The sequence below is a fragment of the Mesorhizobium australicum WSM2073 genome (assembly GCF_000230995.2).
In the GTDB taxonomy this organism is placed as follows: Bacteria; Pseudomonadota; Alphaproteobacteria; order Rhizobiales; family Rhizobiaceae; genus Mesorhizobium; species Mesorhizobium australicum.
Genome location: NC_019973.1, coordinates 4,576,284 through 4,598,537, shown reverse-complemented (window position 1 = coordinate 4,598,537; position 22,254 = coordinate 4,576,284). Strand labels below are relative to the sequence as shown.

Sequence of the window (22,254 nt, the reverse complement as noted above, 5' to 3'; positions counted from 1 at the left end):
GCGGCGCAACAAGACGCCGAGGGGACGGGGCAATATGGACTACGACATGCTGGTCATCGGCAGCGGCCCTTCCGGCCGCCGCGCTGCCGTGCAATCGGCCAAACTCGGCAAATCGGTGCTGGTGGTCGACCGGGGCCGGCGCCTTGGCGGCGTCTCGGTGCACACCGGCACCATTCCTTCCAAAACGCTGCGCGAAACGGTGCTCAACCTCTCGGGCTGGCGCGAGCGCGGCTTCTATGGACGCGGCTATCGGGTCAAGCAGGATATCTCGGTCGGCGACCTGATCGAGCGCCTGCACAAGACGCTCGACCATGAGGTCGAGGTGCTGCAGCACCAGTTCATGCGCAACACGGTCAAAAGCGCGCGCGCGGCGGTGAAATTTCTGGGCTCCAACAAGGTCAGCCTGACATCGGACAATGGCGACTACAGCGAAGTCGGTTTCGCCAACGCACTGATCGCCGTGGGCACCAGGCCGCATCGGCCGGCCGACGTGCCCTTCGACAAGACCCGTGTCTTCGACAGCGACGAAATGCTTGAACTCGACCGCCTGCCACGCACGCTGACGGTGATCGGCGCCGGCGTCATCGGCGTCGAATACGCCACGATCTTTTCCGCGCTCGACGTACCGGTGACGCTGGTCGAGCCGCGCAACTCCATCCTCGATTTCGTCGACCGGGAGATCGTCGACGATTTCATCCACCAGATGCGCGACCGCGGCATGACGATAAGACTGGGCAGCGCGGTCAAGGAAATCCGCTCCAAGCCGGATGCCGCCGAGGTGGAACTGGCCGATGGCCGCACCATCCGCTCCGAGGTCGTGCTCTACGCCGCCGGCCGCACCGGCAATGTCGGCAGCCTCGGCCTCGACGTGGTCGGCATCGAAGCCGACTCCAGGGGCCGCATCAAGGTCGATCCCCAGACTTTCCAGACCAGCGTGCCGAACATCTACGCGGCCGGCGACGTCATCGGCTTTCCAAGCCTCGCCTCGACCTCCATGGAGCAGGGCAGGGTGGCCGCCTGCCATGCCTTTGGCGTGACCCTGCCCGCGCCGCCGGAAACCTTTCCCTACGGCATCTACGCGGTACCGGAGATATCGACGGTCGGCCAGTCCGAGGAGCAGGTGCGCCAAAGCGGCGGCGCCTATGAGGTTGGCGTCGCGCGCTTCCGTGAGACGTCGCGCGGCCACATCATGGGCGTCGACACCGGCTTCCTGAAGCTGTTGTTCTCGATCGAGACGCGGCGCCTGCTCGGCGCGCACATTGTCGGCGAGGGCGCCACCGAACTCATTCATATCGGCCAAGCGGTGATCAATCTCGGCGGCACGGTCGACTTCTTCGTCAACAACACCTTCAACTATCCAACCCTGGCCGAGGCCTACAAGATCGCCGGCCTCGACGCCTGGAACAGAATGGGAAGAGGGTAGCCCTGTCTGGTGCAAGTTCGGGGGGAGCCGTACACTCCCCTCCATTCTGTTGCCACTTCGAGCGGCTGCTGGAATTCCTGGCGGGCGAGGGCATGGCGGCGGTTCCAGCCATGGAATTGCTGATGACGGTCGGCCGCTACACGGTCGGCTGTGTCATGGAGGAGCAAGCCGAAAATCCGTCAGGTCCGGGGCGTGGCGAAGCGCTGGATGCGGCGGCGCATGATCATCCGCTTTTGCATGAAGCCTTGGTGCACTACCGTGCCGGCGGACACGAGGCGCTGTTTGAAAGCGGGCTTGGCCTGCTGATCGCCGGGGCAGAAGTTCGAATGGTGGCCAAACGCTGATTGGGCAGCGAGCGGTCGCAAAGGCGGTCAGCCTCCCTGTGCCGCTCCGGCCAGCCATCGCTCGACGATCGCGGCGTCCGGGTCGCCGATTTCGTGGCCTGATGGAACGATCCGGGCGTCGATCTCGCTACCGTGCCGGCTGAGCAGCGTCACCAGCGCCAACGCGAAAGGCCCGTAGGTCTCGTCCGCCGCCCCGGCAATGATCAGCGTCCGTGTGCCCATGAGGTCCGTTGAAGGCACCTTGTCGAGCACCGGCATTGGCCTCAGCAGCGCCGCGCTCCGGACAATACCGGGATGGAGCAGCATCAGGCTCGAAACCAGATTGGCGCCGTTCGAATAGCCAATGAATGTCGCGTGGGCGAGATCGAGCCCATGGCGCGCGGCGACTTCGCTTGCGAATGCCGCGAAGGCGGCGGTTTCGACACGGATGCTTTGCTGGCCGAAGCGCGTCGGCGTGATTCGCTCGAACCAGCGAAAACCGTCCTCCTGCGGGATGCGGCCCCGTACCGCGATCAGGGGGGCGTCGGGCGCGATGCGCCTCGCCAGCGGCACCATGCTTGTCTCGTCGACACCCGATCCATGCAGCAGGAACAGGCACGCGCGGCCGCTTTTGCCGGCACCGAGGAGGCGATAGGGAAAGGCTAGATCCAGCATCAGAGGGCCATTTTCGACACTGGCGCCAGTCATACCGCATCCCGTTGATTATATGAGGTTTCGCTCAATTTGCCGGCTTCAAAACGCAATATTTTCATGCTCCGCGAAAGTTGATTGAACCAGGCTCATTCCGGCCCGTTTCTGCGCCGATACACTCCCTGTGGGAGGAATCGAAGCGGTGCGTCGGGGGTCGCATTGCTGGACATGAACAACCAGCTTTGAGGCCTTTTGTCGATGACTACCCCTGTTTCGCCAGATCGCGATTTGCGTGTCTTTGAACGCGACACGCGTATCGATGTGCTGCGCGCGCTGGCACTGCTCACCATCTTCGTCGACCATGTGCCAGGCACGGCTTTCGAGACCCTGACCTACAAGAATTTCGGTTTTTCGGACGCGGCCGAGGCGTTCGTGCTGATATCAGGCATTTCGGTCGCACTCGCCTACGGCACAAAGTTCCGGCCGGGCGGCCGGCTTCTGGCGACCTTGAAAATGTGGCGGCGGGCCGGCGTGCTCTACGTCGCCCACATCGTCACGACGATGGTGGTGATGGCCCTGTTCTGCGCCGTGGCGGTGTTTGCCAGGCGGCCGGAACTGCTGACGCTCATCAACATCGAGCCCTTGATGAAAAACACGCCGCAAGTGCTGGTCGGCATCGTCACGCTCGGCCATCAGCTCGGCTACAACAACATCCTGCCGGTCTATGCAGCGCTGCTTTTGATGGCGCCGGCGTTCGTCCTGTTCGTCAGCTCCAGGCCCGTCGCGGCGCTTGTCGTGTCCGGCACGCTATGGCTGGTTGCCGGAATTTGGGAGATCGCTCCGCCCAATTACCCCGAGCCCGGTTTCTGGTTCCTCAACCCGTTGTCCTGGCAGTTCCTGTTCAACATCGGCCTTGCCGCCATGCTGCATGTCAGGCGCGGCGGTGTCATTCCGGTCAACCGCTGGCTTGTCGGCGCGGCCGCGACCTATGTGCTGGCGGCTCTGGTGTGGGTGCATAGCCCGCTCTGGGGACAGTTAACGTGGTTCAACCTGCCGGTGGTGATCGGCGGCTTCGACAAGACCTTCCTGTCGTTGCCGCGGCTGTTGCACATCCTGGCGGTCAGCTACCTCGTCGTCGCCCTGCCGACGGTGTCAAACCTGTTCCGCACCAGCCCCGACCATCCGCTGGCCATACTGGGCAAAAGATCGCTGCCGGTCTTCATCGCCGGCACGGTGATCGCCATGGTCGCGCAGGTGATGACGCTGATCAATCCGGGCGGGCTCGTCTATGACAGCCTGCTGATATCGGCCGGCATCGCCATGCAGTTCGCGCTCGCCTTCTATCTCGAATGGCTGTCGACCATCGGCGGTTCGGGCAAGGCCCGCACGGCCCAAACGGTTCCCGCGCCGGTTCGTGCGCCTTTGGGGACTGCCATGGCAAGAGCCAATCGGTAGGCGGTTCGGCCGTGCGGTTCAGCCGCGTGGCGAGGCCGTCGAGGCTCGCACGATCAGTTCGACCGGCAGTTGATGCCGGCTGACCGGCCCGTCGCTCTCCAGGATCGCCCTGACGGCAAGGCGGCCCATCTCGGCAATCGGCTGGGCGATCGTGGTCAATGGCGGCTCGGACACCGCTGCTTCCGGAACACCGTCGAAGCCGACGATGGAAACGTCGTCAGGCACGCTCAGCCCGCGTGCGCTCAGCCATTCGAGCGCCACCAGGGCTATTCTGTCCGACATGGCCAGAATGGCGGTGGGCGGCGTGTCGGAGGCGAAGATGGTCTCGAGCCCCGCCTTCGTGCTCGCCACGTCGTTGGCGGTCTCGTAGACAGGCACTTTGGTTATGTCGACGCCAACCCGCGAAAGCTCCCGGAGATAGCCGGTGAGGCGGTCGCGCGTTCCGGCATAGGTCGCCGCCCGAACCTGTTCGGCCGAAACAAGGCCCGTCCTGTTGTCGGCGAAGGGCAGGGCCATGACGGCGAAGCGGCGATGGCCGAGATCCGTGAGATGGCGGGCCGCCATGCCGGCGCCGGCGATGTTGTCGACTCCGATCGCGGCGACCGAGCCGTCCTCGGAGTCGAGGTCGAGCGCGACGAAGGGCAGCTTGCGCTCACGTGCCAACTCCACCAGGCGCGAGCCACCTTCGATGCAAAAGACGATGAAGCCGTCGACCAGAGCGCTCTGGATGTTCCAGGCAAGCTGCTCGTTGTTGGCGGCCGAGACCAGGGAAATGCCGGCTCCGGTCGCATCGCAAGCTTGCGAGATGCCCGCCATCATGACGCGCGCAAACGGATCGTCGAAGAAATAGGAGAGGGGCTCGGCGGTGGCCACGCCGATGGCGTTGACCTTGCCGGCCCGCAGCAGCCTGCCCTTTGGATCGGGGCCGCCATAACCCATTGCCTCGGCCGCGGCGCGAACCCGTTCGCGGACTTCCTCGCGCACGATCTCGGGGCGGCTGAATACGTTGGACGCGGTGCCGTGCGAAACACCGGCGGCCTTGGCGATGTCGGCCAGCCGTACGGGTCGTCGATTGCCTGCGGTGAGTGACGCCATTTGTGCGTGCCTCCTGACATCCATGTAGCACGTTCTTCCGCCGCATCTAGTATTTTCGTTGGATCGATTCAAATTTTGCTTGACCTGCGCCGGTTTCGATCCTAGGTTTGAATCGATCCAAGTGGCAGCTTGTTCTGCTGAATAGCCAAAAAGGGAGGAGCGCCATGCATCCCGTCAACTACCTGTTCGCCGACATCTACCGCAACGACTGGAATATCGGGTCAGCCACCAACAAGGCTAGGCATCGTGGTGAGACGGGCCCATGGGTTCGCGATCTTCGCTTCTTGGTGGCGCGCAAGCGGAGCTGATCAAACCGGCTTTTTCGCGCCCGACGATTGGATCGATTCAAAGACAAGGAGGATGAGTCATGCATCCCATCAAGCATCTGTTCGAAGATATCTACCGCAACTACTGGGGCATCGCACCGGCCACCGAGCGACCGGAAGCGCGACGGCGGGTGAAACCTGCTGTTGGCGGCCGTGCCCTTTGGGTCCGCCCGGAACGCCGCCGGGATTGACCTCAAGCAATCATTTCAGGGTCGTGGACGTGCCACGGCCGAGATCGCTATCGCCAGCCAGCCTGCAATGAGCAGGGTGCCGCCGATCGGCGCCGACATCGGAAACAGCCTTGAGCCCCAGAAATCGCGGGCGAGAAGATCGCCCGCGAAGAGGAGCAGCCCGGCGAGCAGAACGAGGCTGGCGATGCGCAGCCAGCGGTTCGCGCCGATAAGGCCGATGGCGAGGAAGACCGGCGCATGCATCAGCAGGAACGACGCGGCGGTGCCGGTAAAGGCGCCGCCGCGGTGGGCGGCGGCCGCCGAAAGCGCCACCCCCGCCGCGCCGACGAGGCCGCCGGCAAGCACGAGGAGGCGGCTGCCGTTTGGATCGGGGTTCATGGCCGGCGTGCTCCTTCTTTCTTCAGCAAGCGTCAGGGCTTGCGCGCTTCCAGCGCCATATGCCGCGTCCGCCGCGACTGGACGGTCCAGTTGTAGGCCGCCCCGAGCGCCATCAGCACCGACGTGCCGAGAAACACCGCCGGCATGCCGAAATGGCCGCCCACAAAACCGCCGGCCAGTGGCCCCGCGACCTGTCCGACATACTGCGCCGAGATCGCCAGGCCAAGCACGTTGCCGCCAACGCCGTCGGGGATGTTGTGCCTGATGACACTGGCGATGCAGGGCAGGAGGCCGCCCAGCGCCAGGCCCATCAGGAAACGCAGGCCGATAAGCTGCCAGCTATTGGTGACAAAAGCCTGCGGGATAAGGAGCAGCGCCGAAACCGCCAGTGCTCCCACGACAACGTTCCAGTGCCCGATCCGGTCCGCGAGCTTGCCGAGCCAAGACGCCGAGAGGATGGTGCCCAGCGCGGCGGCCGACATCACAACGCCGGCGACGAGCGTCACCCTGCTCTGGTCCTCGATGAGCTGCTGCACATAGACGGTGATGATCGGCTCGATCGACATTGTGGCGAAGGCGAGCAGCATGCCGGTGGTCAGCATGGCCACGACCGGGCGCTTGTCCGGGATCTGCGACCAGCCGCTTTTCGGCTTTGCCGCCGACACCGGTTTGGCTGGCTTCGGACGCGGGCTCTCCTTGATGAGGAAGGTCGTTGCCAGGAAGGCGAGGAAGATCACACCGCCTGACAAGAGGAAGGTGGCGCGAATGCCGATCACCGGCGGCAGCACGCCGCCCAACAGGGGACCGACCAGCGAGCCCGCCGTAATGCCCGCCGACAGCACGCCAAGCGCCCAGCCGGAACGCTCCTTCGGCGTCTGCATGGCCACCAGTATGGTTGAACCGGAGGAGTAGCCGCCCGCGAAGCCGATCAGCAGGCGCAGCAGCACCAGTTGCGAAACCGTCTCGACCATGCCCGTCAGCGACATGCAGATCGCCATGCCGAAGGAGGCGCGCACCAGCATCACCTTGCGCCCGTAGCGGTCACCCAGGCGCCCCCACAGCGGCGCTACTGTGGCCGCGGCGAAGAAGGTGGCGCCATAAGCGACGCCGGACCACTGCACGATTGCCGCGTGGCCCTGTGCGCCGAGCTGTTCGACATAGAGCGGCAGGAATGGCAACAGCAGGGTCATGGCGATGAGCGTGCTGAACGAGCCCGCGAAACAGACCGCGAGATTGCGCCGCCAGTGAATGTTGTAGCCGCTTTGCTGCGTGTCTTCCTGCGTCATGCCCTGCCTGCCCGGTATCAGCGCTTGTTGCGGATACCATTTTGGGATACCAAACTGGTCTCCGTCATGAACTTCACGCCGGCCGCTGTCAATGCGGCTTCGGAAAGGGCGCGCGATGTCGCAGATGCAGAATGTCGAACGGCAGCTTCGCGAGATGATCCTGGCGCTCGAGATCGGGCCGGGAGAGCGGCTGACCGAACGCTGGATCGAAAGCCAATTCGGCGCCTCGCGCACGCCTGTCAGAGCGGCGCTGCTGCGGCTGGAGACCGAGGGGCTGGTCGGCAGGGACGGGCGCGGCTGGACCGTTTCGCCCATCAATCTGGCCGAACTCGAGCAGGTTGCGGTCTATCGCGAGGCGGTCGAGATCGCGGCATTGCGGCTGACGTGCGGGCAAGCCGACAAGAGCGCCATCGATGTCATCGAGGCGATGCTCGATTCCTGCGACGAAAATACGCCGCGCGAGGAGTGGCATCGTGTCGGCATGGATTTTCACATCGAGCTGGCGCGGCTCTCCGGCAACGAATTCCTGTTCCGGGCGGTTCGTGACGCGATGACGCGCCTGTCGCGCGCCCGCTGGCTGGAAGTGCGTGACGAGACGGCCCTTGGCCGTGCCTGGGTCGAACATCGCGCCATTCTTGCCGCGACACGCCTCGGTCAGGCTGATGAAGCCGCGCGGCTGCTGTCGGCCCACATCGTCGGCAGCCGTGATCGGCTGGTGACGTCGCTTGCCAACGACCGACGTGGCCTTCGCGCCAGGGGATTTGCCGTCGTCGCCGCTTAGTGCGGTCCATGCGCTGCGGCGCGCTGGCCGGAAAAACAGACGGGTCTGACGTGAAGCGCACTTTCGGCCTCGCTTCAAGGAAGCCGATGGCGTAAGAGCGGCGATGGAAAACAACCGGTTTGAAACACCCGTGACCGTCAAATCCGTCACGGCGGGAAGCACTCAGCTCTTGCGTTCGGCAAGGGAGGCTTCCGATTACCTCCTCAACAACTGGCCCGGCAAGCGCAGCCCCAAGCATCGTGCGGCGCTGCAGGCCTGTCACGACGCGCTCGCCGGCGACAAGCCGGCGATGAATGCCAGGCGCGCTTTCATCGCCGCGGCGCGGGAAGTGGATGTCTTCATCAGCGACAAGGCGCCAGCCTGATATTAGCTCGCGGTTTGGGCTGACAATTGGATTTGAGGCTCGGCCCGCATTAGCGGGCCGGATGCCGTTAATCCTTCGTTTCGGTCTCAGTCTCGGTTTCAGGCTTCGTACGTTCGCGCGCGGCAACCTTGGCCGCCAGCTTTTCAGCCTTCTTGGCCGCTTTCTGGCGGTCGCGCTCCTTGCGTTCCTGATCGTAGTTTGGTGCTCGCGCCATGTCGGCTCCTTTTTGTGACTGCCTTGCGGCCCTGAGCCTGCCTAGGAGCATTAGCCGTCAAACACAACAGCCGAAGCGATAATGCGTGGCTGCTGGCATCGAAGAGATGCGGGCGCTTGCCAGATCGGCGCCACAATGATGTAGGACATGCGGGCGCCATGGATTGAGAACCGCCCGTTTGTTTTGATCAAGTGACCGATGGCCACAATTTCGCGGACCGCAGCAAGAGTTTTCTATTATGCGAGAAACGTCGCGCGCGATGTCGCTCCGCAAGCGTTGTTTCGTGCCCGGCTGGCTGGCCGTCTCGAAAGGGCCAGGCTTTCCGGTGAGGCGGCGCGCCGCAGGCTGAATTACTACAACAAGTTGCAGGATGGTTTCGCGCCAAGCGCCGATGCCATGCGCATCGGCAAACTGCCCTTCACGCCGACCATGTACTATTACGACCTGAAGGAGTTCGCCCGCTACTTCGATCCCGGCCTGCTCATCGACCTGGAATTCGGCGACGTCAGGAATGTCCCCAAGGTGCCTTCGATCGTCAAGGACCGGCCAATCTGTGCTGACGACAAGAACGCGATCATCATGAAACTCGACAAGTTTCGTCATTTCCAGATGCCGGCTGACGCGATGTCGTTCGCCGACAAGCTGCCGTCCGTTGTCTGGCGCGGTGATCTCAACAATCCGATCAGGACAAGATTTCTGAACGCTGTGCGCGACCTGCCGTTCTGCGATGCCGGTTCGCACAAGCCGAACGCACCGCCCGAATACGCCAGGCCTTTTCTCAGCATCAGCCAGCACCAGCGCTATCGCTACATCGTCTCGCTCGAGGGCAACGACGTGGCGACCAATCTCAAATGGATCATGAATTCGAAGTCGCTCTGCATGATGCCGCCGCCGACCTATGAGACATGGTTTGCGGAGCGGCAGCTCGAAGCCAACGTCCACTATGTGCCGCTCGCGGCGGATTTCTCGAACCTTGAGGACCACGTCGCCTATTTCGAGCGGAATCCGGCGGAGGCGGAGCGCATCATCGCGGCTGCGAACGCCTATTGCCGGACATTCGACGACGAACAGACCGAGCAGACGATCTCCCTGCTGGTGCTCTACAAATACTTCGTGCTGTCGGGCCAGATCAAACCGGATGCCGAGGTGTGGCGCTACATAACGGGCTAGTTGCGGCGCTCGGTCGAGGCCGCCAGCCGCATTCGGGCGCTATCGGAATGCGTGGCTGGATGGTAGGGCAATCATGCTGCGGGAACCATCCCGACCTTCACTTGTTCAACCGCGTTTATCTTTGATCAAAAGAGTCCATGGCCACCCTCCAACGAACGACGGCAAAGGTCTTCTACTATGCGCGGAACGTCATGCGCGATATCGCGCCCCAGGCGATCTTCCGGCGGCGATTGGCCAGCCGCCTGCAGCAGGCCAGGCTCTCGGACGAGGCCGTGCGCCGGCGACTGAATCACTACAACAAGCTGCAGGACGCTTTTACACCAGGCCCGGATGCTGTGCGCATCGACAAGATACCGTTTGAACCGAGCATGTACTATTACGACCTGAAGGAATTTGCCCGCTATTTCGATCGATCATTGCTCATCGACCTGAAGTTCGGCGATGTCATCGGCGTGCCCAAGCTGCCGACCCTCGTCAAGGACCGGCCGATCCGCGCCGACAACGGCAATGCCGTCGTCATGAAGTTCAACAAATTCCGCCACTTCCACATGCCCCTCGATACCGTCGCCTTCGCCGACAAGCGCCCTGCCGTGGTCTGGCGCGGCGACCTCAACAACCCGATCAGGACACGGTTCCTGGATGTCGCGCGCGACTTGCCGTTCTGCGATGCCGGTTCGCACAAGCGCAGCGCACCGGCTAAGTACAGCAAGCCTTTCCTCAGCATCAGCCAGCACCTGCGCTATCGCTACATCGTCTCGCTGGAGGGCAATGACGTGGCGACCAACCTCAAATGGATCATGAATTCCAACTCGCTCTGTCTGATGCCGCCGCCGACCTACGAAACATGGTTTGGCGAGAGCCAGCTCGAGGCCGGTATCCACTATGCGCCGCTCGACCCGGATTTTGCCGATCTCGGCGAAAAAGTGCGCTATTTCGAAGGGCACCCGGCCGCGGCGGAGCGCATCATCGCCGCAGCCAATGCCTATTGCCGCAAATTCTCCAATGAACGGGACGAGCATGCGATCTCTTTGCTCGTCCTCTACAAATATTTCGTGCTCGGCGGCCAGATCGAACCCGATCCCGAACTCTGGCGGTTTATCGGCGGCTAGCTCTTGCTCTCTGCCTGACGCTGATCAGATATCGCTGCGGTCGAGAACCAGGTCGGCTGGGCCGAAGCGATCCTTCGCTGTCAGTTGCTGGTGCCAGTAGGGGTAGAGCAGAGCCGGCCGGCTGACCGCGTCGAGGCGCTGGCGTTCTTCGGTGCCGAGCTTCAGGGCCGCCGCCGCAAGGTTGTCCTTGAGCTGAACGTCATTGCGGGCACCGATCACCAGCGAGGAGACGGCAGGGCGTCCGAGCAGCCAGGCGAGCGCCACCTGCGCCGCCGAGACGCCACGATCCTTGCCGATCTCGATCAGCACATCGACAATCCGCCACAGCCGGTCCTCGTCGCGGATCGGCGGCTCGGACCAGCCGGCAAGCTGGCGAGCGGTCGGGCTGTCGCGGCGGTATTTGCCCGACAGCAGGCCGCCGGCGAGCGGGCTCCAGACCAAAACGCCCAGCCCTTGGTCGACCGAGATCGGCAAGAGCTCGTACTCGGCCTCGCGCGCTTCCAGCGTATAGTGGATCTGCTGGGTGACGAAGCGTTGCTGGTGACGGCTGTCGCTGATGGAAAGCGCCTTCATCACCTGCCAGCCGGAATAGTTGGAGCAGCCGATGTAGCGCACCTTGCCCTGGCTGACCAAACTGTCGAGCGCGGCAACGGTCTCCTCGAGCGGAGTGAGGCCGTCCCATTGGTGGACGAAATAGATGTCGATGACATCGGTCTTCAAGCGCTTCAGGCTGCTCTCGCATTCACGGATCAGATGATGGCGCGACAGGCCCTCGTCGTTCGGGCCCTTGCCGATCCGCATCCGCGCCTTGGACGCGATCAGCACATCGTTCTTGCGCTTGCCGCCGAGAGCTTCGCCTATGATCTCTTCGGAGAGGCCGTTGGAATAGACATTGGCGGTGTCGATGAGGTTGATGCCGGCATCGATGCACATATCGATCATCCGCTTGGCTTCGGCGAGATCGCTGTTGCCGACCGCGGCGAAGGGCCCGGCGCCGCCGAATGTCATGGTGCCAAGCGTCAGTGTCGAAACCTTCAGGCCGGAACGGCCAAGGGTGCGGTATTCCATGTCAGATCCTCACGATTTTGTTGAAGAGGCGTGCCGGCAAGGCAGGCCTGGAAGGCGACCGCGCATTTGTAGGACAATTCGGCCGGCTTGTCGCCATGCGACGACGGTCGATCGATCAGACATCGCGGAATTTGCAACGTCGGCAATTGCGCCTGTGCTGCAATAAAACCGTCACCGCCGGCCTATATTGAAGTCGGCTCAGGTGTTTCCATTCCCGGCCGCCGGCCAGCAATTTGGAGCGCCCAGTGGTAACCGACAGGGCTTGCAAGCGGAGCAGTTGATATGACCGAGCTGAAACAGAATTCCCCTGCCAAGGACTGGCTTGAAGCCGAGCTCGCCGACACGCTCGACGAGGACTATGAGCTCGAAATGTCGGAGCCGGCCCTCTCGATGGAGATCGCCAAGATCTACAAGAACTCGCATCCGCCTTCGATCGATCGCATGCAGTATTTTCGCGACCTGATCAGCCTCCAGTCCGAATTGATCAAGCTGCAATCCTGGGTCGCCTATCACAAGAAGAAACTGGTGGTGATATTCGAGGGCCGCGACTCCGCTGGCAAGGGCGGCGTCATCAAGCGCATCACACAGCGGCTCAATCCGCGTATCTGCCGCGTCGTGGCGCTTCCGGCTCCGACCGAACGCGAGAAGTCGCAATGGTATTTCCAGCGCTATGTCCCGCATTTGCCGGCAGGCGGCGAGATCGTTTTGCTCGACCGCTCCTGGTACAACCGCTCCGGCGTCGAACGGGTAATGGGTTTTGCCAGCCCCGAGCAGGTCGAGGAGTTCTTCCATGACGTGCCGGAGTTCGAGCGCATGCTGGTGCGCTCGGGCATCACCGTGGTCAAATATTGGTTCTCGATCACCGACGAGGAACAGCAAATGCGCTTCCTGATGCGGATCCACGACCCGATGAAACAGTGGAAGCTGTCGCCGATGGACCTGCAGTCGCGGGTGCGCTGGGAACACTACACCAAGGCCAAGGAGGAGACCTTCGCCCGCACCAACATTCCCGAGGCGCCCTGGTTCATCGTCGAGGGTAACGACAAGAAGCGCGCGCGGCTGAACTGCATCGACCATCTGCTCAAGCAGCTGCCGTATGAAGAGGTGCCGCACGAGGAGATCACGCTGCCGGAGCGCGTCTTCAACCCGGAATACGAGCGCCAGGTGCTGCCGCGCGAGCTTTACGTGCCGGAGAAGTATTGAGCGAGAGTTTTGTCTTTCTCCCCGTATAGTGACGGGGAGAAATGGGCTTTCGTCGAGGGTTTCTCCACCTTACGCCCGTTTGATGACGACGTGCGTGGCCAGTGCCGTCGCAACCTGTTCGCTGCACTGGTAGCCAAGATTCAGCATGTCGAGGCCCGCAAAAAGGTTCTCGCCTCTGCCAAGCAGCACCGGCGAGATCGCCACGTGCATGTCGTCGATCAGCTTTTCCTGCAGATACTGCCGGATGGTGGAGATGCCGCCGCCGACCCGCACATCCTTGCCTGACGCGGCGGCTTTGGCCTGTTCGATAGCCGAATGGATGCCGTCGGTTACGAAATAAAAAGTCGTGCCGCCTTCCATCACGATGGGATCGCGCTTGTAATGCGTCAGCACGAAGGTCGGGACGTGATAGGGCGGATTGTCGCCCCACCAACCCTTCCAGCTGTCGTCAGGCCACTCGCCCCGGATCGGCCCGAACATGTTGCGGCCGAGGATCCAGGCGCCGACATTCTCGAAGCTGCGCGCCGCAAAGTCTTCGTCAACGCCTGTCTCGCCGCCTTCCTGGCCAAACATCTTGCGGAAGGTGCGGGTGCTGAAAGCCCATTTGTGCAGGGCCGGTCCGCCGACACCGAGCGGATTTTCAAGGCTCTGATCGGGACCGGCGCCATAGCCGTCAAGCGACAGGCTGAAAGCGTTGACGCGAAGTTTGGACATGAGAACCTCCTCCTTGAGAACCGGTTGTCTTTTGCAAGTGGTTTCTTCTAGCAAACTGATTTTGAATTGCAAGTGGTTTTTCGAGCCGGAAAAGGTATTTCCGATTGCCGCCAAGCTACGGCCGCCGCCTCATTGGCGGTCGGTTGGCGCGCGACGATCTCAAGGGCCTCGCTGTGGCTGATCGTCAGGTCGCGGGCGGCAAGCGCCTCCCGCATGGCTTTCGCCATCGTCTTGGCGTCGCGATAGGCAAGCATGTCCGTTTCCTCGGGTCACGGCGAAGCCTTCGTCAGTGCCCGCAATGCCGACACCTTCGCCCGACGGTGAAACGGGTCAGGAAGCATCCTCAGGAGGCGTTCGCCATACCTCTTGGCCGAGGTGCGGGCTGCCGGCCGCTTCCGGCCATGCTTCCATCATAGCTGCAGTCGCCAGTTTTTGTCAGCGGGTTTTCGATAGAACCGCCGACCAGTTGAAAGAGTGGTGACATCTACTGAAGTGCCTTGCCCGGGAAGTCGGGCTACCCCTTCAGCATCACAGCCACTTCGGGCGCGAAATAGGTCAGGATGCCGTCGCAGCCGGCGCGCTTGAAGGCGAGCAACGATTCCAGCATCGCCTTTTCTCCATCGATCCAGCCATTGGAATCAGCCGCCTTGATCATCGAATATTCGCCCGAGACCTGGTAGGCGAAGGTCGGCATCTGGAATTCGTCCTTCAGCCGGCGGATGATGTCGAGATAGGGCAGGCCGGGCTTGACCATCAGCATGTCTGCGCCCTCGGCGAGGTCCTGTTCGGCCTCGCGCACCGCCTCGTCCGAATTGGCGTGGTCGATATAATAGGTCTTCTTGTCGCCCTTGAGCAGACCGGCGGTGCCGACCGCCTCGCGATAGGGGCCGTAGAAGGCCGAGGCGAATTTGGTGGCGTAGGACATGATCGCCACGTCCTGGAAACCGTTGGCGTCGAGCGCGTCGCGGATGGCGCCGATACGGCCGTCCATCATGTCGGACGGCGCGATGATGTCGGCGCCGGCCGCTGCCTGGATGACGGCCGCCGCCGCGACCTGTTCGACGGTCTCGTCATTGACGATGATGCCATCGCGCAGGATGCCGTCATGGCCATGGCTCGTGAACGGGTCGAGTGCGGCGTCTGTGATGATGCCGATCTCGGGTACCGCGTTTTTGATGGCGCGTGTGGCGCGGTTGATGATGTTTTCAGGGTCGAGGATGTGGGAACCCGTCTGGTCGCGCAGGCCGAGATCGACGTTGGGGAAGGTGGCAAGGGCCGGGATGCCGAGCTTGGCCGCGCGTTCGGCCTCCTTGACGGCAAGATCGACCGACAGCCGGAAGACGCCGGGCATGGCGGCAATCGGCTCCCGGACATTCCTGCCCTCGACGACGAAGATCGGCCAGATCAGGTCGTCGACCGACAGCCTGTTCTCCTGCACGAGCCGGCGCGACCAGTCGGCCTTGCGCATGCGGCGCAGGCGGCGGCTGCCGGTGACGTCATCGACGCTGCGCGTGCCGGCAGCTTTTGCTGGGGTGAATTTGTTCATGGCCAAAACTCCGGATCCGCGGCTTTTACCACGAGCCCTTGTGCTGACCAATGCGACACGTTTGTGCCAGCGCCGAAAGCTGCCACAGCGCTGTCCCGCCACGCCTATTGGTTCAGGGCTGCCCGTTGCCCGAAAGGATCTGTGCCGCGCCTCCGATTGCCACACGGAACGCGTCGTCGAAGCTGACACCGCGCACCTGCCAACGATAGGTCTTGCCGTGATCGGCCAGTCGCCAATCGGCGACCCAGCCCAGTTCCTTGTCGCTCCACACGATGGTGCCGGCGAGCGCTCGGTCGCCTCCGGCTTGCTTGGCCACTCGATCCAGCCTTGCCATGTCCGTCGCGCGCAGCGCTTCTTCGCCCAAGCCGGCAAGTTGCGCGGCCTTGGGAAACGCGACATGCATCAGCATCGGCCCGCTGGCATTGACGAAGGATTCGCGCATCGTCTCGCCACGCCCTTCCTCGGCGCTCAGCATGAAATGCCGCGCGCCTTGTTCGGTCGTGAGGAAGACGGTGAGTGTCGGCCGCTCGCCAAGCCAGGGCCTGCTGCCGAGCGACGCCAGCAGCCTGTCGATCACATCAGGCTTGTAGAAGCAGGTGAGATCGTGCGGCCGGTCATGCGTCCCTTGCTCGTCATGGATCGGAATGCCCTCCATCCGGTCATGGTAGCGGAACGAGTCGACAAAGCTGCCGGCCTTGTCGCGCAGCGCGTCCATTTCGCGTCTGGCAAGCAGCCGCTGATCGCCCGAAACACGGACGAGCACCTTGTCGAGGCAGGTCCTGAAGCCGAGCTGACGATTTTCTTCACCCTGGCCGGTGACAATGGTCTGCGAGTGGTAAAGGTCGCCAAGGTCGGCTGCCCCCGCGGGGACATTGGTTGCCCACAAAAACGACAGGCAACTCAGAACAAAGGCAAAGCGCAAAAATTGCGGCATGGCTAAGTATCCTGCTCTCGGCCTGTAGTACCGGCCACCAATGTCTAGCATCGGCGACCGCTAGCCGCCAAGATCGAGGCGGCCAGGCTGCAGCCATTGACGCACCCATGTGCCGCCTTTAGCACTTCAGTCCCGCAGGCGCGGGAACAAGGATTCTCTGGCGATGGATTTTGGTGGAGGCGACGAAATTCGCTTCGAAAGGTTGGGCAGGGCCGGGGTCGTCACGCTGACGCGGCCGCAGGCGCTCAACGCCGTAACCCATCGCATGATCAAGGCACTGGGCAAGGCCCTGCGGTCTTGGGAGCGCGACGAGGGTGTGGATGTCGTCGTGGTCAAGGCCGAGGGCAGGGCGTTTTCGGCCGGGGGCGACATCCTGCACATCTACGAAGCCGGCCGGGCTGGAAACCCACCGGTCGAATTTTTCGCCGACGAGTATCGCCTCAACGCCTACATCGCGCGTTTCAAGAAGCCCTATGTGGCGCTCATCGACGGTATCGTGATGGGCGGCGGGGTCGGCATTTCCTTCCACGGTTCGCACCGGGTGATGACCGAGAATGCCCAGTTCGCCATGCCGGAGGTCGGCATCGGCTTTTTCCCGGATGTCGGCGCCAGTCATCTGCTGCCCGACCTTGGCGGTTCCTTCGGCATGTACCTGGCGCTGACCGGGAACCGCATTCGTTATGGCGATGCGCTGTGGTCGGGGCTGGCCACCCACACCATCAAGGCTGAAGACCAGGCAAGCTTCCTCGATCGGCTGGCGCTGACGGGCGATCCGGAATCGGTGCTGCGCGGTTTCTTTGTCTCGGCCAAGCGGGAGACCGACAGGCCGATCCTGGAGGCGATCTCCCGCCATTTCGCCCAACCGTCGCTGCCGGATCTGATCGACAGCCTGGACCGCGCGGGCAATGACGAATTCGCCACCGGGACGCTGGCAACGATCCGCACGCGCTCGCCGACCAGCCTTCGCGTCGCCTGGCGACAGATCAGCGCCGGGCAGACATTGTCGATGGACGACTGCATGAGGATGGAGTTCCGCATCCTGAACCGGATGCTGGCCGGCCACGATTTCTACGAAGGCATCCGTGCCGCCATCATCGACAAGGGCTCGAAGCCGCAATGGCGGCCGGCAGCGATCGATGCGGTTAGCGAGGCGGATGTCGAGGCCTATTTTGCCCCGCTCGGCGATCGGGAGCTCGAGCTGTGAGCGAAGTGACATCGAGACGCGTCATCCTGCAGCCCTCGACGGTCGAGGTGATCTTCGCCTGGTTCCAGCGCGTCATCGCGGGCTACTGCCTGCTGTTCGGCATCCTCTACTGGATCAAGCTGATCGGCTTCTATCCGGGCTCGCTGTGGCGGTTCGACCTTATGCCGGTGCATTGGCAGGTGGCGGCGGTGATGCTCGCCGTGTTCTTTCCCTTCGCCGCGGCGGGGTTGTGGATGCTGGCGTCCTGGGGTCCGGTGATCTGGTTCATCTGCGCGGTCACGGAGACGGTCATGTATGCCGGCTTTCCCGAGCTTTTCGGCCATCGTCTGCTGATTATCGTCTCGCATGCCTGCGTGGCGCTGCTCTATATCGTCTTTCGCGTCGTCATATACCTGCAGAAACGACCGGCACGGCACTAATGCATGTCGCCCCGAAGTGTCCTCGGTTGCGGGACAACGACATGCATAAAATCAGAAGCCTGCGGCAGGTCGGGCGAATCCTGTTCGCCGCGACACGCTGCAAGCCCTTGTACGCGTTGACGACCTGGCGACCGCCTGAATCCGGCGCGGCGATCATTGCCTAAATCTTTAGGTTAATCATCCTTGCTCGGGTGACCGTTCGTTAAGCGTCTTGCGAAACCTCTTACCGGTAAGCTCTTGTTAGCCCTAGCGTTTAAGTCGAATTTTATGAGTATTCGATAGTGTCGCGATCAAGGTGAAAAACAAAAAATCACCAAGGCGACAAACGAGAGGCAAAGACAATGATCAATTCGCGTCCGGCGGCGAAGACCGCCAACGTTTCCGACGATCGCCGCGAGGCTATCCGTTCCCTGTACATGGAATCGCTGCAGCTGGTCGAGCGCCTGCACCGCCGTCTGCTTGATGTCATCAAGGACGAATTCGACCGCAACGGCCGCTCCGACATCAACGCCATCCAGGCGCTGCTGCTCTTCAACATCGGCAATTCCGAGCTGACCGCCGGCGAACTGCGCTCGCGTGGCTATTATCTCGGCTCCAACGTTTCCTACAATCTGAAGAAGCTGGTCGATCTCGGCTTCATCAATCACCAGCGCTCGCGCATCGACCGCCGTTCGGTCCGTGTCTCGCTGACGCCGAAAGGCAATGAAGTGGCAGACGTGGTTGCCGGTCTCTATGAGCGCCATGTCGGCTCGATCGAACAGGTCGGCGGCATCAACACCGACGAGTTCAAGCAGATGAACCGCGCTTTGCAGCGCCTCGACCGCTTCTGGAACGACACGATTGCCTACCGGATGTAAGAGCATCCTGGAAACGGAGCCCCGCCGCAGAAGCGTGGCCGAAACAGCGACCTCCAGTCAGGGCCGGTGCCGAAAAGCACCGGTCTTCTCTTTTCGCGCGTTCGGCCAAAGCAAATTACGGGCCAAGGCCACGTTGCCGCCATATTCCAATGGAACCGAGAGCGGCAGTGATGCTGTGGTGAAGACCATGCGTCCACCCGCAACCGTGTCGCGCCCCTTGCCTTGGTCGCCAATGTGATACGGCCCATGGTTGGCTAATTGTTAAGATTGCCGATTTTAGAGTGCGGGCGAGATCGCGCGATGGTCGACGCAGCAAGTGATCGAACCGCTACAAGAATGTCTGGAACGTCCATGAGAACCAGCCGCCGCTTTTTCCTTTCCGGAGCCTCCGCGCTCGCCGCCGCCGTGATGGCTGGGCGTGCGAATGCGCAGGATGTGATCGGGGATATCCTGAAATCCTCGGCCCGCGGCAACTGGGACGATCAGTTCGATGCCCGCGCCAGCGAAGGCGGCAAGGTGGCCTCGACGCTGCCCATCTTCAGTCCCCAGACCGTCGCCTTCACCGAGCAGGCGGTCGCGCAGTATCAGAACATTGTCGGGCAGGGCGGTTGGACGGACGTTCCCGCGACCAAGAAGCTGCAACTCGGCGTCGACGATCCGGACGTGGTGCCGCTGCGCAAGCGCCTGATGGTTGCGGGCGACCTGTCGCAGAGCGCCGGCATTTCGACAGCGTTCGATTCCTATGTTGACTCGGCGGTCAAGCGTTTCCAGTTGCGCCACGGCCTGCCGGCTGACGGTTCGATGGGCAAATACACCTACGCCGCGATGAACGTTTCGGCGCAGATCCGGCTCGGCCAGTTGCAGACCAATCTGCAGCGGCTGAAGGAAAAGGCCGGCACGCTGGGCAGCCGTTATGTTCTGGTCGACATTCCGGCGGCGCAGATCGAAGCGGTCGAGAACGACCGCGTCGTGCTTCGCCACACCGCGATCGTCGGCAAGATCGATCGCCAGACGCCGATCGTCAATTCCAAGATCAACGAGATCATCGTCAATCCGTACTGGAACGCCCCGGTCTCGATTGTGCGCAAGGACATTATTCCGTTGATGCGGAAGGATCCCGACTATCTCAAGAACAGCCATATCCGCCTGTTCGCGCCCGATGGCAGCGAAGTCGATCCGATGAATGTGGACTGGTCGACGGACGATGCGGCCAAGTACCGTTTCCGCCAGGATCCCGGTTCCGAAAACGCCATGGCGTCGGTCAAGATCAATTTCCCGAGCCCGGACGGCGTCTACATGCACGACACGCCGCAGCAGAGCCTGTTCGGCAAGATGATGCGCTTCGATTCATCGGGCTGCGTGCGTGTCCAGAACGTGCGCGATCTCGTCACCTGGATCCTGCGCGACACGCCCGGCTGGGATCGCCAGCATTTCGAGGCGGCCATCAAGACCGGCCAGAACACGCCGATCCAGGTCACCAACCCGGTGCCGGTGCATTTCCTCTATCTCTCTGCCTGGTCGACAGGACCCGGCGTCGTCCAGTTCCGCGACGACGTCTATGCGCTCGACGGCAACAGCGAACTGCAGATCACGTCTTCGCTGTAACGAGCTGATATTTTTTTAAAAAGCCGCTCTCAGGGGCGGCTTTTTTGTTGCGGACGCCGTCAGATCCACTCATTCGGCCGGCTGGACGAAGCTCAGGCGATTGGCGATGGTCGGCAAACAGCCGGGATCATGCCATGGACGTCGCCATCTTCATTCTCGTCGTGCTCGTCTTCGTCGCGCTGTCGGGCGCGCTCGTCCGGCTGGTTCGGGTGCCGCTGCCGGTGCTGCAGATCGCCATCGGCGCGGCCCTTGCCTGGCCGGCCAAGGGCCTGCATGTCGAGATAGATCCGGAGCTTTTTCTGCTGGTGTTCATCCCGCCGCTCCTGTTCGGCGACGCCTTCGCGGCGCCCAAACGCGAACTCGTCGCCTTGCGCGGACCCATACTCGATCTCGCCATCGGGCTCGTCTTCTTCACCATTGTCGGCTTCGGCTATGCCTTGCATTGGCTGGTGCCGAGCATTCCGCTCGTCGTCGCATTCGCGCTGGCTGCCGTTCTGTCGCCGACCGACGCCGTGGCTGTGTCCGCGATCGTCGACAGGAATGTGGTTCCGTCCCGGCTGATGCACATATTGGAGGGCGAGTCGCTGCTCAACGACGCGTCGGGCCTGGTTATGTTCCGCTTTGCGGTGGCGGCGGCATTGACCGGCAGCTTCTCCTTCGCGGGAGCCTCGCTCAGCTTCCTCTACGCCGTCGCCGCCGGCATCCTGGCCGGTGTCGCGGCGCTGTTCATCGCCGCCAAGGCGCTGCAACTGCTCAACCGCATCGGCGGCGTGCCGGCCGAGGCGCAGGTTCTCGTCATGATCCTGCTGCCTTTCGTCGCCTATCTCGGCGCCGAGCATGTCGGCGCCTCGGGCATCCTGGCGGCGGTCACCGCCGGCCTGCTGACCGGGGCTTCTGGCATGTACCGCTTCCTCGGCGTGTCGGCGCGCATGCAGACCCTGTCGCTTTGGGCGACGCTCACCTTCGTCTTCAACGGCGCTCTGTTCATCCTGCTCGGCCTGCAGCTTCCCGACGTCATCCGCAAGGTCCCACCGGAACTGTCCAGCCGTCATTGGCTGATCGAGCCGGTGGCGACGGTGCTGATCCTGACGCTCTGCCTGATCGGACTGCGCTTCCTGTGGATCTGGGTCGGCGACATCGCCCAGGCGATCGCGGCGCGCATCGGCAAACGCGAGTCCGAGCCGTTCGGATTTCGCGTCCGGCTTGCCGGCTCCGTGGCCGGCGTGCGCGGCGCCATCACGTTGGCGGGCATCCTGTCATTGCCGCTCGCTTTGCAGGACGGCTCTCCCTTTCCGGCACGCGATGTGGTGATCTTCCTTGCCGCCGGCGTCATCATCTGCTCGCTTCTGATCGCCAGCCTTGCCTTGCCCAGGATAGCGCGGGGGCTGGTCGAGCCGGGCAAGGATCCGGCGGCGGCGGAAGAGCGCCGGGCGCGCGTGTGCGCCGCCAATGCGGCGATCGCCATGATCGAGAGCATCGCCAATGAGGCAGGCGAGGGCGAGGCGGTCCAGGCCCGGCTGGCCGTCGCCGACAGCATCGTGGCAGGCTACCGTAGACGCATCGCGGCTTCGGACGAAGCCGACGAGGCCCGCGCCGAGGCTCGCGAGGCCGGCAGGCTGGAACTGGAACTCAGGGCGGCCGGCATCGAAGCCGAGCGTGCAGCGCTGCGCGCCATGTTCCGCAGCCAGGAGATCAACGATCACACGATGCGCGCGCTGTTTTCTGAAATCACCTTGACCGAGGCCTTGTTGAAGCAGCGGCGGGACAGGAAATAGCGATCCGCCGCGATCCGTTGGCGCAAACCGGCCAGCAAATTTCGCGCTGCAAACGTGGCGAGCCCAAAACAACTGTGTTAATGGCCCGGCGAACGCAATGCATGTCGCCCAAGGCCGTTGAGTGGTTCGGGACGACGGCGTGCACGAATTTGCCCTTCCAACC

The 22,254-nt window shown here is 62.8% G+C and carries 24 protein-coding genes and 1 pseudogene; 15 read left to right on the top strand and 10 right to left on the bottom strand.

Going from position 1 to position 22,254, the window contains the following annotated elements; all coding sequences use genetic code 11:
• Positions 1-34 precede the first annotated feature (34 nt).
• Positions 35-1,423, top strand: a complete 1,389-nt coding sequence (sthA, locus tag MESAU_RS22230) for a Si-specific NAD(P)(+) transhydrogenase (RefSeq protein ID WP_015318273.1) — start codon at positions 35-37, stop codon at positions 1,421-1,423.
• Positions 1,399-1,767, top strand: a complete 369-nt coding sequence (locus tag MESAU_RS22225) for a TetR/AcrR family transcriptional regulator C-terminal domain-containing protein (protein ID WP_083883058.1) — start codon at positions 1,399-1,401, stop codon at positions 1,765-1,767. The genes sthA and MESAU_RS22225 overlap by 25 nt, the downstream gene beginning before the upstream one ends.
• A gap of 27 nt (positions 1,768-1,794) precedes the next feature.
• Here the strand turns inward: MESAU_RS22225 and MESAU_RS22220 are convergent, their stop codons facing one another.
• Positions 1,795-2,454, bottom strand: a complete 660-nt coding sequence (locus MESAU_RS22220; protein WP_015318272.1) for an alpha/beta hydrolase — start codon at positions 2,452-2,454, stop codon at positions 1,795-1,797.
• Between the two features lie 201 nt (positions 2,455-2,655).
• Here MESAU_RS22220 and MESAU_RS22215 point away from each other — a divergent pair, with 201 nt between their 5' ends.
• The gene (locus MESAU_RS22215; protein ID WP_015318271.1) at positions 2,656-3,852 is read left to right on the top strand and encodes an OpgC family protein; all 1,197 of its coding nucleotides are present in this window, start codon (positions 2,656-2,658) and stop codon (positions 3,850-3,852) included.
• A gap of 18 nt (positions 3,853-3,870) precedes the next feature.
• On the opposite strand, the gene MESAU_RS22210 is transcribed toward MESAU_RS22215, so the two are convergent.
• Positions 3,871-4,947: a substrate-binding domain-containing protein gene (locus MESAU_RS22210; protein ID WP_015318270.1), complete on the bottom strand. Its 1,077-nt coding sequence runs from the start codon at positions 4,945-4,947 to the stop codon at positions 3,871-3,873.
• 164 nt (positions 4,948-5,111) lie between these two features.
• Between MESAU_RS22210 and MESAU_RS31540 the strand changes: the two genes are divergently transcribed.
• Positions 5,112-5,255, top strand: a complete 144-nt coding sequence (locus MESAU_RS31540) for a hypothetical protein (RefSeq protein ID WP_015318269.1) — start codon at positions 5,112-5,114, stop codon at positions 5,253-5,255.
• A 59-nt stretch (positions 5,256-5,314) separates the two neighbouring features.
• Positions 5,315-5,464: a hypothetical protein gene (locus tag MESAU_RS31535; protein ID WP_015318268.1), complete on the top strand. Its 150-nt coding sequence runs from the start codon at positions 5,315-5,317 to the stop codon at positions 5,462-5,464.
• A 15-nt stretch (positions 5,465-5,479) separates the two neighbouring features.
• On the opposite strand, the gene MESAU_RS22205 is transcribed toward MESAU_RS31535, so the two are convergent.
• Complete coding sequence (locus tag MESAU_RS22205; protein WP_015318267.1) at positions 5,480-5,842, bottom strand: DUF423 domain-containing protein; 363 nt, start codon at positions 5,840-5,842, stop codon at positions 5,480-5,482.
• A gap of 32 nt (positions 5,843-5,874) precedes the next feature.
• Positions 5,875-7,128 carry an MFS transporter gene (locus tag MESAU_RS22200; RefSeq protein WP_015318266.1) on the bottom strand — a complete coding sequence of 418 codons (1,254 nt, stop codon included), beginning with the start codon at positions 7,126-7,128 and terminating at the stop codon, positions 5,875-5,877.
• A 115-nt stretch (positions 7,129-7,243) separates the two neighbouring features.
• Here MESAU_RS22200 and MESAU_RS22195 point away from each other — a divergent pair, with 115 nt between their 5' ends.
• Both MESAU_RS22195 and MESAU_RS22190 read left to right on the top strand, forming a co-directional pair.
• Positions 7,244-7,909 (top strand): GntR family transcriptional regulator, encoded by a 666-nt coding sequence (locus MESAU_RS22195; protein ID WP_015318265.1) that lies wholly within the window; start codon positions 7,244-7,246, stop codon positions 7,907-7,909.
• Positions 7,910-8,039: 130 nt separating this feature from the next.
• Positions 8,040-8,273, top strand: coding sequence for a DUF982 domain-containing protein (locus MESAU_RS22190; RefSeq protein ID WP_245262889.1), 234 nt, complete (start codon positions 8,040-8,042; stop codon positions 8,271-8,273).
• Between the two features lie 67 nt (positions 8,274-8,340).
• On the opposite strand, the gene MESAU_RS30410 is transcribed toward MESAU_RS22190, so the two are convergent.
• The gene (locus MESAU_RS30410) at positions 8,341-8,487 is read right to left on the bottom strand and encodes a hypothetical protein (RefSeq protein WP_015318263.1); all 147 of its coding nucleotides are present in this window, start codon (positions 8,485-8,487) and stop codon (positions 8,341-8,343) included.
• Positions 8,488-8,685: 198 nt separating this feature from the next.
• Here MESAU_RS30410 and MESAU_RS22185 point away from each other — a divergent pair, with 198 nt between their 5' ends.
• Positions 8,686-9,657, top strand: a complete 972-nt coding sequence (locus MESAU_RS22185) for a glycosyl transferase family 90 (RefSeq protein ID WP_015318262.1) — start codon at positions 8,686-8,688, stop codon at positions 9,655-9,657.
• Between the two features lie 137 nt (positions 9,658-9,794).
• Complete coding sequence (locus tag MESAU_RS22180; protein ID WP_015318261.1) at positions 9,795-10,766, top strand: glycosyl transferase family 90; 972 nt, start codon at positions 9,795-9,797, stop codon at positions 10,764-10,766.
• A 24-nt stretch (positions 10,767-10,790) separates the two neighbouring features.
• Here MESAU_RS22180 and MESAU_RS22175 read toward each other — a convergent pair whose 3' ends face one another.
• A complete protein-coding gene (locus MESAU_RS22175) occupies positions 10,791-11,834 on the bottom strand; it encodes an aldo/keto reductase (RefSeq protein WP_015318260.1) in 1,044 nt (347 codons plus the stop codon).
• 282 nt (positions 11,835-12,116) lie between these two features.
• Here MESAU_RS22175 and ppk2 point away from each other — a divergent pair, with 282 nt between their 5' ends.
• A complete protein-coding gene (gene ppk2, locus MESAU_RS22170) occupies positions 12,117-13,037 on the top strand; it encodes a polyphosphate kinase 2 (protein WP_015318259.1) in 921 nt (306 codons plus the stop codon).
• Positions 13,038-13,106: 69 nt separating this feature from the next.
• On the opposite strand, the gene MESAU_RS22165 is transcribed toward ppk2, so the two are convergent.
• The 4 genes and pseudogenes from MESAU_RS22165 to MESAU_RS22150 form a co-directional block, all read right to left on the bottom strand.
• Positions 13,107-13,751: a dihydrofolate reductase family protein gene (locus tag MESAU_RS22165; protein ID WP_015318258.1), complete on the bottom strand. Its 645-nt coding sequence runs from the start codon at positions 13,749-13,751 to the stop codon at positions 13,107-13,109.
• A 143-nt stretch (positions 13,752-13,894) separates the two neighbouring features.
• Positions 13,895-14,005 (bottom strand): annotated as a pseudogene (locus MESAU_RS30405) (glyoxalase superfamily protein); the annotation flags it as partial.
• A gap of 260 nt (positions 14,006-14,265) precedes the next feature.
• Positions 14,266-15,297: a porphobilinogen synthase gene (gene hemB / locus MESAU_RS22155; protein ID WP_015318256.1), complete on the bottom strand. Its 1,032-nt coding sequence runs from the start codon at positions 15,295-15,297 to the stop codon at positions 14,266-14,268.
• 112 nt (positions 15,298-15,409) lie between these two features.
• Positions 15,410-16,231: a DUF2066 domain-containing protein gene (locus tag MESAU_RS22150; RefSeq protein WP_015318255.1), complete on the bottom strand. Its 822-nt coding sequence runs from the start codon at positions 16,229-16,231 to the stop codon at positions 15,410-15,412.
• A 163-nt stretch (positions 16,232-16,394) separates the two neighbouring features.
• Here MESAU_RS22150 and MESAU_RS22145 point away from each other — a divergent pair, with 163 nt between their 5' ends.
• The 5 genes from MESAU_RS22145 (at position 16,395) to MESAU_RS22125 (ending at position 22,091) form a co-directional block, all read left to right on the top strand.
• Positions 16,395-17,435 (top strand): enoyl-CoA hydratase/isomerase family protein, encoded by a 1,041-nt coding sequence (locus MESAU_RS22145; protein ID WP_015318254.1) that lies wholly within the window; start codon positions 16,395-16,397, stop codon positions 17,433-17,435.
• On the top strand, positions 17,432-17,854 hold the full coding sequence (locus MESAU_RS22140) for a DUF6163 family protein (RefSeq protein WP_015318253.1): 423 nt from the start codon (positions 17,432-17,434) through the stop codon (positions 17,852-17,854). The genes MESAU_RS22145 and MESAU_RS22140 overlap by 4 nt, the downstream gene beginning before the upstream one ends.
• A gap of 341 nt (positions 17,855-18,195) precedes the next feature.
• Positions 18,196-18,711, top strand: a complete 516-nt coding sequence (gene ldtR, locus MESAU_RS22135; protein ID WP_013896002.1) for a transcriptional regulator LdtR — start codon at positions 18,196-18,198, stop codon at positions 18,709-18,711.
• A 351-nt stretch (positions 18,712-19,062) separates the two neighbouring features.
• Positions 19,063-20,316 (top strand): L,D-transpeptidase family protein, encoded by a 1,254-nt coding sequence (locus tag MESAU_RS22130; protein WP_015318251.1) that lies wholly within the window; start codon positions 19,063-19,065, stop codon positions 20,314-20,316.
• A 134-nt stretch (positions 20,317-20,450) separates the two neighbouring features.
• Positions 20,451-22,091 (top strand): Na+/H+ antiporter, encoded by a 1,641-nt coding sequence (locus MESAU_RS22125; RefSeq protein ID WP_015318250.1) that lies wholly within the window; start codon positions 20,451-20,453, stop codon positions 22,089-22,091.
• Positions 22,092-22,254: the final 163 nt, after the last annotated feature.

Excerpts from the sequence above, each read along its gene's own strand:
- MESAU_RS22130 (WP_015318251.1), top strand. The coding sequence starts at position 19,063 with ATGAGAACCAGCCGCCGCTTTTTCCTTTCCGGAGCCTCCGCGCTCGCC.
- hemB (WP_015318256.1), bottom strand. The coding sequence starts at position 15,297 with ATGAACAAATTCACCCCAGCAAAAGCTGCCGGCACGCGCAGCGTCGAT.
- MESAU_RS31535 (WP_015318268.1), top strand. The coding sequence starts at position 5,315 with ATGCATCCCATCAAGCATCTGTTCGAAGATATCTACCGCAACTACTGG.
- MESAU_RS22125 (WP_015318250.1), top strand. The coding sequence starts at position 20,451 with ATGGACGTCGCCATCTTCATTCTCGTCGTGCTCGTCTTCGTCGCGCTG.
- MESAU_RS22180 (WP_015318261.1), top strand. The coding sequence starts at position 9,795 with ATGGCCACCCTCCAACGAACGACGGCAAAGGTCTTCTACTATGCGCGG.
- MESAU_RS30410 (WP_015318263.1), bottom strand. The coding sequence starts at position 8,487 with ATGGCGCGAGCACCAAACTACGATCAGGAACGCAAGGAGCGCGACCGC.
- MESAU_RS22200 (WP_015318266.1), bottom strand. The coding sequence starts at position 7,128 with ATGACGCAGGAAGACACGCAGCAAAGCGGCTACAACATTCACTGGCGG.
- MESAU_RS22215 (WP_015318271.1), top strand. The coding sequence starts at position 2,656 with ATGACTACCCCTGTTTCGCCAGATCGCGATTTGCGTGTCTTTGAACGC.
- MESAU_RS22210 (WP_015318270.1), bottom strand. The coding sequence starts at position 4,947 with ATGGCGTCACTCACCGCAGGCAATCGACGACCCGTACGGCTGGCCGAC.
- MESAU_RS22195 (WP_015318265.1), top strand. The coding sequence starts at position 7,244 with ATGTCGCAGATGCAGAATGTCGAACGGCAGCTTCGCGAGATGATCCTG.
- MESAU_RS22150 (WP_015318255.1), bottom strand. The coding sequence starts at position 16,231 with ATGCCGCAATTTTTGCGCTTTGCCTTTGTTCTGAGTTGCCTGTCGTTT.
- ldtR (WP_013896002.1), top strand. The coding sequence starts at position 18,196 with ATGATCAATTCGCGTCCGGCGGCGAAGACCGCCAACGTTTCCGACGAT.
- sthA (WP_015318273.1), top strand. The coding sequence starts at position 35 with ATGGACTACGACATGCTGGTCATCGGCAGCGGCCCTTCCGGCCGCCGC.
- MESAU_RS22205 (WP_015318267.1), bottom strand. The coding sequence starts at position 5,842 with ATGAACCCCGATCCAAACGGCAGCCGCCTCCTCGTGCTTGCCGGCGGC.
- MESAU_RS31540 (WP_015318269.1), top strand. The coding sequence starts at position 5,112 with ATGCATCCCGTCAACTACCTGTTCGCCGACATCTACCGCAACGACTGG.
- MESAU_RS22165 (WP_015318258.1), bottom strand. The coding sequence starts at position 13,751 with ATGTCCAAACTTCGCGTCAACGCTTTCAGCCTGTCGCTTGACGGCTAT.
- ppk2 (WP_015318259.1), top strand. The coding sequence starts at position 12,117 with ATGACCGAGCTGAAACAGAATTCCCCTGCCAAGGACTGGCTTGAAGCC.
- MESAU_RS22220 (WP_015318272.1), bottom strand. The coding sequence starts at position 2,454 with ATGACTGGCGCCAGTGTCGAAAATGGCCCTCTGATGCTGGATCTAGCC.
- MESAU_RS22145 (WP_015318254.1), top strand. The coding sequence starts at position 16,395 with ATGGATTTTGGTGGAGGCGACGAAATTCGCTTCGAAAGGTTGGGCAGG.
- MESAU_RS22185 (WP_015318262.1), top strand. The coding sequence starts at position 8,686 with ATGGCCACAATTTCGCGGACCGCAGCAAGAGTTTTCTATTATGCGAGA.
- MESAU_RS22175 (WP_015318260.1), bottom strand. The coding sequence starts at position 11,834 with ATGGAATACCGCACCCTTGGCCGTTCCGGCCTGAAGGTTTCGACACTG.